The organism is Bacillota bacterium, assembly GCA_023511835.1.
Lineage (GTDB): Bacteria > Bacillota > Sulfobacillia > JAIMAT01 > JAIMAT01 > JAIMAT01.
The window spans coordinates 1-6,043 of the sequence record JAIMAT010000099.1 but is presented as its reverse complement, the minus strand read 5'-3'; the positions used below and the strand labels follow the sequence as shown (position 1 = coordinate 6,043).

At 76.3% G+C, this 6,043-nt stretch carries 6 protein-coding genes; 3 read left to right on the top strand and 3 right to left on the bottom strand.

All coding sequences use genetic code 11. The annotated features are described in order from the left end of the window. Positions 1–246: 246 nt before the first annotated feature. Positions 247–1,347 (top strand): Gfo/Idh/MocA family oxidoreductase, encoded by a 1,101-nt coding sequence (locus tag K6U79_10475; protein MCL6522777.1) that lies wholly within the window; start codon positions 247–249, stop codon positions 1,345–1,347. A 195-nt stretch (positions 1,348–1,542) separates the two neighbouring features. On the opposite strand, the gene K6U79_10470 is transcribed toward K6U79_10475, so the two are convergent. Next, positions 1,543–2,799, bottom strand: a complete 1,257-nt coding sequence (locus K6U79_10470; protein MCL6522776.1) for an MFS transporter — start codon at positions 2,797–2,799, stop codon at positions 1,543–1,545. Positions 2,800–2,893: 94 nt separating this feature from the next. Here K6U79_10470 and K6U79_10465 point away from each other — a divergent pair, with 94 nt between their 5' ends. Continuing rightward, positions 2,894–3,700 carry a DUF72 domain-containing protein gene (locus K6U79_10465; protein ID MCL6522775.1) on the top strand — a complete coding sequence of 269 codons (807 nt, stop codon included), beginning with the start codon at positions 2,894–2,896 and terminating at the stop codon, positions 3,698–3,700. 37 nt (positions 3,701–3,737) lie between these two features. Here the strand turns inward: K6U79_10465 and K6U79_10460 are convergent, their stop codons facing one another. After that, entirely contained in the window at positions 3,738–5,102 is a 1,365-nt protein-coding gene (locus K6U79_10460) for a hypothetical protein (GenBank protein ID MCL6522774.1), read from the bottom strand. Positions 5,103–5,109: 7 nt separating this feature from the next. Then, entirely contained in the window at positions 5,110–5,646 is a 537-nt protein-coding gene (locus tag K6U79_10455; protein MCL6522773.1) for a sigma-70 family RNA polymerase sigma factor, read from the bottom strand. 160 nt (positions 5,647–5,806) lie between these two features. Here K6U79_10455 and K6U79_10450 point away from each other — a divergent pair. Beyond that, the coding region (locus K6U79_10450; protein ID MCL6522772.1) for an MFS transporter at positions 5,807–6,043 on the top strand (237 nt) is incomplete at its 3' end.

The window sequence follows — 6,043 nt, the reverse complement described above, 5'->3', positions numbered from 1 at the left end:
CCGCCAGCGCCGCCCCCGGGGCGGGGCGGAGGGTGAAGAAGGTGGCCACTTCCTGGCCGGAGGCGAAGCCGGCGCCCACCACCGAGGCCAGGTAACCCAGCGTGACGCTGGACGGGCGCCGCGCCACCACGCGCTTCCCTCCCACCCATTCGTAGGCGCGGGGCGGCGACTCCATGTCGCCGGGCCGGGCGGGAGCAGGCGCCAGGCGCCGGGGGGCGGAAAGGACTTCCTCGGGAGGCGATGCACGTGGCGGAGACGGCGAGCCGGGGCGGCGCAGGCCGCCCGCTTCGCGTGGGCATCATCGGTACGGGCTTCGGCGCCCGGGTTCAGGCGCCCCTCTTCGGTCGCCACCCCGCGTTCGAGGTGGCGGCGGTGGCCAGCGTGGCGCGGGGCGACGTGGAGCGGGTCCGCCGCGAGAGCGGGGTCGAGCGGGTCCTGACCGACTGGCGGGCGCTCCTGGAAGAGCCCCTCGACCTGGTCACCGTCACCTCCGACCCGGCGCACCACAAGGAGATGGTCCTGGCCGCCCTGGAGCGAGGCCACGCCGTCCTCTGCGAGAAGCCCATGGCGCTGGACGCCGGCGAGGCGGAAGAGATGGTGTCCGCCCGGGAGCGGGCCGGGAGGCCGGGCTGGATCGACTTCGAGTTCCGCTTCCGGCCGGCCCGGCAGAAGACCAGGGAGATCCTGGCCTCGGGGCGCCTGGGCCGGATCCTGCACGTCAGCTACATCGGCCGGGATGCCGGTTATCACCGGTTGGCGGAGAACCGCCTCGGGTGGCTGGGCCGGCGCGCGACGGGCGGCGGGGTGCTGGGGGCCGTCGGCTCCCACGCCATCGACGCGCTGCGCTGGTGGCTCGGGGACGAATTCGCCTCGCTGGACGCGCGGCTGATCACCCACGTCCCGGAGGTGACGTTGCCGGACGGGGAGCGCGAGGTGCGCGACGCGGACGACGCCTTCCAGGTGATCGGCGAGACGCGGAGCGGGATCCGTTTCGAGATGGCCTTCGTCCGGGCGAGCCGCCATCTCTCGGGCTGGCGGCTGGAGGTGCTGGGGAGCGAGGGCACGCTGGTGATGCGAGGCGACCGCGAGCTGGAGCTCGGCCTGGGCGATGAGCCGCTCCGACCCGTGCCGCTGGAGCCGACGCCCGCGCCGCCGGCCGACCTGCCGGCGGCGGCGCGGCCCTACTGGGACGCCTTTCCGCCCTTCCTGGACCACCTGGCGCGGGCGCTTCGGGGCGGGGAGGAGCCGGGGCTGGCCCGTTTCGAGGACGGGCTGGCCGTGCAACGGGTGATGGACGCCGTGCGGGAGGCGGCGGAGACCGGGCGGCGGGTCATGCTGCCCCGTTGAGAGGCGGGTGCCGCCGCCTCGCCCGGCATCCCCCGACGGCCTGGGGGGCGCCGCCCGACCAAGCTGCCGACCGGCCGGCTGCCCGGCAGCGCATCCGGCGCCGGATACGGCGAGGAGGAGCGGGCGGCCCGGGCCGGGCGCCCCCGGGCCCGCGACTTCCCGGCTTCGCCGCCGTGGCGGTCGCCCGAGCCTCGCTCACGCCACGCTCCGCACCTGCCAGACCAGCCCCGAGCCCGCCGCGAAGAAGAGGGCGGTCACCGCGAAGAGCAGCCGGTAGGCCGTCGCCAGCCCCACGGCCGGGGCGACGAAGTGGCCCAGGAGCCCGCCCGCCAGCAAGGCGACCAGCTGCGGCCCGGTGGTGGAGGCGCCCCAGATCCCCATGTCGCGGGCCGGCGTGCCGCCGGGGAGCGTGTCGACCACCAGCGCCCAGTCCACCGACTGGTAGGCGCCGTAGCCGAGCCCGAAGACGGCCGCGGCCGCGTAGATCAGCCCCAGGCTGTGGCTGAAGACGAAGAGGAGCGCGCAGGCTCCCTGCAGGATGCCCGCCACCGCCACCAGAAAGCGCCGCCTGCGCAGCCGGTCCGACAGATAGCCCGCCCCCAGCGAGGCGACCAGCGCGGTGGCCGAGAGGACCAGCAGCAGGAGGAAGACCGTCCGGTCCGGAGTGGCGACGCCCAGCACGAACTTCAGGTAGTAGAACAGGTACTGCTCCAGCACGTAGAGCCCGATCATCACCAGGAAGCGCGTGGCGAAGACCCACCAGAAGTCCCGGTAGGTCTCCCCCCAGCGGAGGAAACCCTTCAGCTCCTCGACCCACGGCCGGCGCGGCTCCTCCAGCGAGGGGGGCTCGCGCACGAAGGCCCAGGTGACGCCCACGCCCGCCAGGAGGAGGAGCGCCACCGCGCCGGTGAAGCCCGGCGCCGGCAGGAAGGCGGCCAGGAGGCCTCCCACGATGACACCGGCCTGGTTGTAGAAGGCCATGAAGCCGCTGGCCTCGCCCCGCTGCTCGGGCGCCACCAGGTCGGGGATCAGCCCCTGGTAGGCCGCCTGCCCCACGTTGTTGAAGAGCTGGATGCCCACCAGGCCCAAAAGAAAGAGCCCCACGCTACCCGCCAGCGCCACCGCCGCCAGGAAGGGCAGGCTGGCCAGCACCCCCAGCGCCATCTGCGGGCGCCGCCGCCCGCGGGGGGAGCGCCAGCGGTCGGAGAGGATGCCCGCCAGGGGCGTGACCACGATGGCCACCAGCACGCCCACCACGCTGGTCCAGGAGAGGACGCCGGTGGCCTGGCGCGCCCCCACCAGCTGCAGGACCCGCGCGGGGAGGACGATGAGCAGCAACCCCGTCCACAGCACGTTGGACGGGAACCAGAAGAAGCCCAGCGCCAGCTGGTCGGCCAGCCCCAGGCGCGGCTTGCCCGGCCAGCCGCGGTAGGGCGACTGCGCGGAGAGCATGGCATCCCCTCCCGGTCCGGCGTCGCGGGGGAGAGTTCCCGCCCCGCCCCGCCGCTCCTCCCGGCGCTAGACTGGCCCCGGGAGGGAAGGAAGCGTGCCGGTCCTCGTCGGCTGCTGCGGCTTCCCGGAGGCGCGCGCCCGTTACTACCGGGAGTTCCCGCTGGTGGAGGTGCAAAAGACCTTCTACCAGCCGCCGCGGCCGGCCACCGCCGAGCGCTGGCGCCAGGAGGCGCCGCCGGGCTTCCTCTTCGCCATGAAGGCCTGGCAGCTGATCACCCACGACCCCTCCAGCCCCACCTACCGCCGCCTGCGCGAGCCGCTGGAGGGGCCGCCGGAGGCGTACGGCCTCTTTCGGCCGACCGCGGAGGTGCGCCGGGCCTGGCTGCGCACGCGCGAGGTGGCCCGGCGCCTGGGCGCCCGCCTCCTCCTCTTCCAGGCGCCCGCCCGCTTCGACCCCGTGCCGGAGCACGTCGCCCGCCTGCGCGCCTTCTTCCGCCTGACGGAGGCGGAGCGGGACGGCCTGCTCTTCCTCTGGGAGCCGCGCGGCCGCTGGACGCCGGCGCTGGTGGGCGCCCTGGCCGCCGAGCTGGACCTGCTGCCGGTGACGGACCCGCTGGCGCCGGGGGCGCCGCCCTGGCCGCCCGGCGGCCCGCGCCGCGGCGCCACCGCCGCCGGCTGGCGGCGGGGCGTCCCCCGCCTGGCCTATTTCCGCCTGCACGGCGTCGGCGGCTACCGCTACCGGTACACGGACGCGGATCTGGAGCGGCTCGCGGAGCGCTGCCGGCAGGCGGAGGAGGCCGGCGCCGAGGAGGTGCTGGTCCTCTTCAACAACACCGCCATGTTGGAGGACGCCCGCCGCTTCCGGGCGCTGCTGGGCGGGGGGCCGGGCGGGGCCCCCTAGGCGCCCCCGGCGCCCCGGGCGGGGGGGCGCGCCGCTCTCAGGGCGCCGAGCCGGCCCCCGCGCCCTCGCCGGCCAGCCCCTGCTGGAAGCCCTTCCCGTCCTGCCACTGCCAGCTCTGCAGGTCGGCCACCGCCGGCTGCTCGTACCAGCCCACCCGGATCAGGTAGAAGTAGCGGTCGCCGTAGCGGCTGACGGTGGCCAGCCCGGTCATGGTCGGGTCGCTCCGGTTGCTGCCCTGGTAGCTGCGCAACACCCAGGGCGCGCTGCCGCCGGCGGGGCTCTCCTGGAAGATCAGCCCGTAGGGCGGTCGGCGGAAGTCGACCATGGCCTGGAGCATGTTGGCCACCGTCTCCTCCAGCGTGGCGCCGGGAGGAAGGAAGACCACCTCCGTCACCATCCGGTTCCGGTCGAGCAGCCCGTAGCGGATCCCGCGCGCCTCGCCCACCTCCACCGGCTCCACCTGGAAGCCGCCCGGCACCCAGCGCGAGTCGGCCGGCACGTAGAGCGAGAAGGGCAGGCCGGCCGGCGTCACCAGCCGGTAGGACACCTCCTCGGCCGGCGCCCCGAAGGGGATGAGCGGCAGCCGCGCGACGAGCGGCCGCTCCGCCGCCGGCCCGCCCAGCCGCACCCGCTCGTCCAAGAGCCGCCCCCGCGCGTCGAGCCAGAGCTCGCGCACCAGGCCGCTCCCCGGGGCGAAGAAGCGCTCCACCTGCACGGCGGCGCCCCCGGCCTCGCCCGCCGCGGCCGGCCGCACGACGCGGAGGACGCGACCGAAGTCGGGATCCTGCACCCAGCTCTCGCCGGCCGGAAGGGCCGCGCCGCCCTGCCCGCCGTCGGCGACCTCCGCCTTGCCGGCGGCGGGCAGGCAGTACCAGGAAGAGGCGGCGCCGCCCGCGCCCTGGGCCTCGAGGCAGCCGTCGCGCAGCTCCAGCCGGTAGCTCCGTCTCGCGGGCCGGGCGGAGGCCGGGACCGCCGGCAGCACCTCGGTCAGCTGGAGCGTCGCGCCCGCCCGCCGCACCTGCCACTCCACCGGGGCGCCGGCCAGCGTGGCGTAGCGCCCGCTGCGCGGCAGGAGCGCCTCGGCAGTCGGCGCCGCCTGCGGGCGGGCACCTCCCCCCGCCGCCGCGCCGCCGGGGGCTCCGCCTCCGGCCAGGCCGGCCAGGCGGTCGCGCAGCATGGGCGAGGAGGCGGCCGCCAGCGCCAGAAGTGCCACCGCGGCCGCCGCCGCCAGGGCGCGGCGCGGCTCGTGCCACCGCCGCCGGCGCTCTCGGCGCAGCTCCTCGCGGCGGATGGCCGCCATCAGCCGGGCGTGGAGCCAGGGGGGCACCTCCCCCTCCTCCAGCCGGCGTTCCAGTTCGCGCACCAGGCGCGGATCGGGAGGCCTCTCTCCCATGCCGCTCACCTCTTCCTCACGTGCCCGCGCCCAGCCTCCGCCCCAGCGAGCGGAGGGCGCGGTGCAGGCGCGACTTGACGGTCCCCGACGGCGTTCCCGTCATGGCCGCGATCTCGTCCGGGCCGTACCCGTAGACGAAGCGCAGGGTCAGGATGAGCCGCTGCGGCGGCGGCAGCTCCTCCACGAAGCGCCAGATCTCCCCGTCCTCCGCGGCGGGGGCGGGCGGCTCGGGTATCGAGTCCAGGGCGACGGTGGGCCGGCGCGCGCGCATCAGCGAGATGCACTCCCGCACCAGGATGCGCGTCAGCCAGGCCGGGAAGGCGGCCGGGTTCTCCAGCCGTCCCAGCCCGCGGTAGGCGCGCAGGAAGGCGCTCTGCACCGCGTCGGCGGCGTCCTCGTCGTCCTCCAGCGCCTGGCGGGCGAGGCGGAAGAGGCGCTTCTCGTGCTCCCGCACCAGCTCCTCGAAGGCTCCGGGATCGCCGCGCTGCGCCCGGCGGACCAGCTCCTCCTCCGTCTCGGCCGCCTCCCGACTTGCCGCCCGCGCCGCCGCCACCGCCCCCGGAGCTTAACGAAGGCGGAAGGGGCCCTCCGGTTCCGCCCCCCGCCCCCGGCGCCGGGCAGGGGAGCGCGGCGGCCGCGTGCAAATCTTCCTGCGGTCCTGCCAGCAGTCGACGCGCGGACGTCGCTTCATCCGGGCCAAGGCGGTGGCCGACATCGGGCGAGGATTCTGGATGCTGGTGGCGGGGCGCTTCCTGAGCGCCCTGGGCGACGGGTTCTTCTTCCCCTTCCTGGCGCTCTACCTGGCGCGCGTCCACCACCTGCCGCCCTCCCAGGTGGGGGCGGCCATGAGCGTGGCGGCGGCCGGCTCGCTCCTGGGCCGGCTGCCGGGCGGCTACCTGGCCGACCGCCTGGGCTTCAAGCCGGTGGCCGTCGCCGGCCTGCTGGGCGCC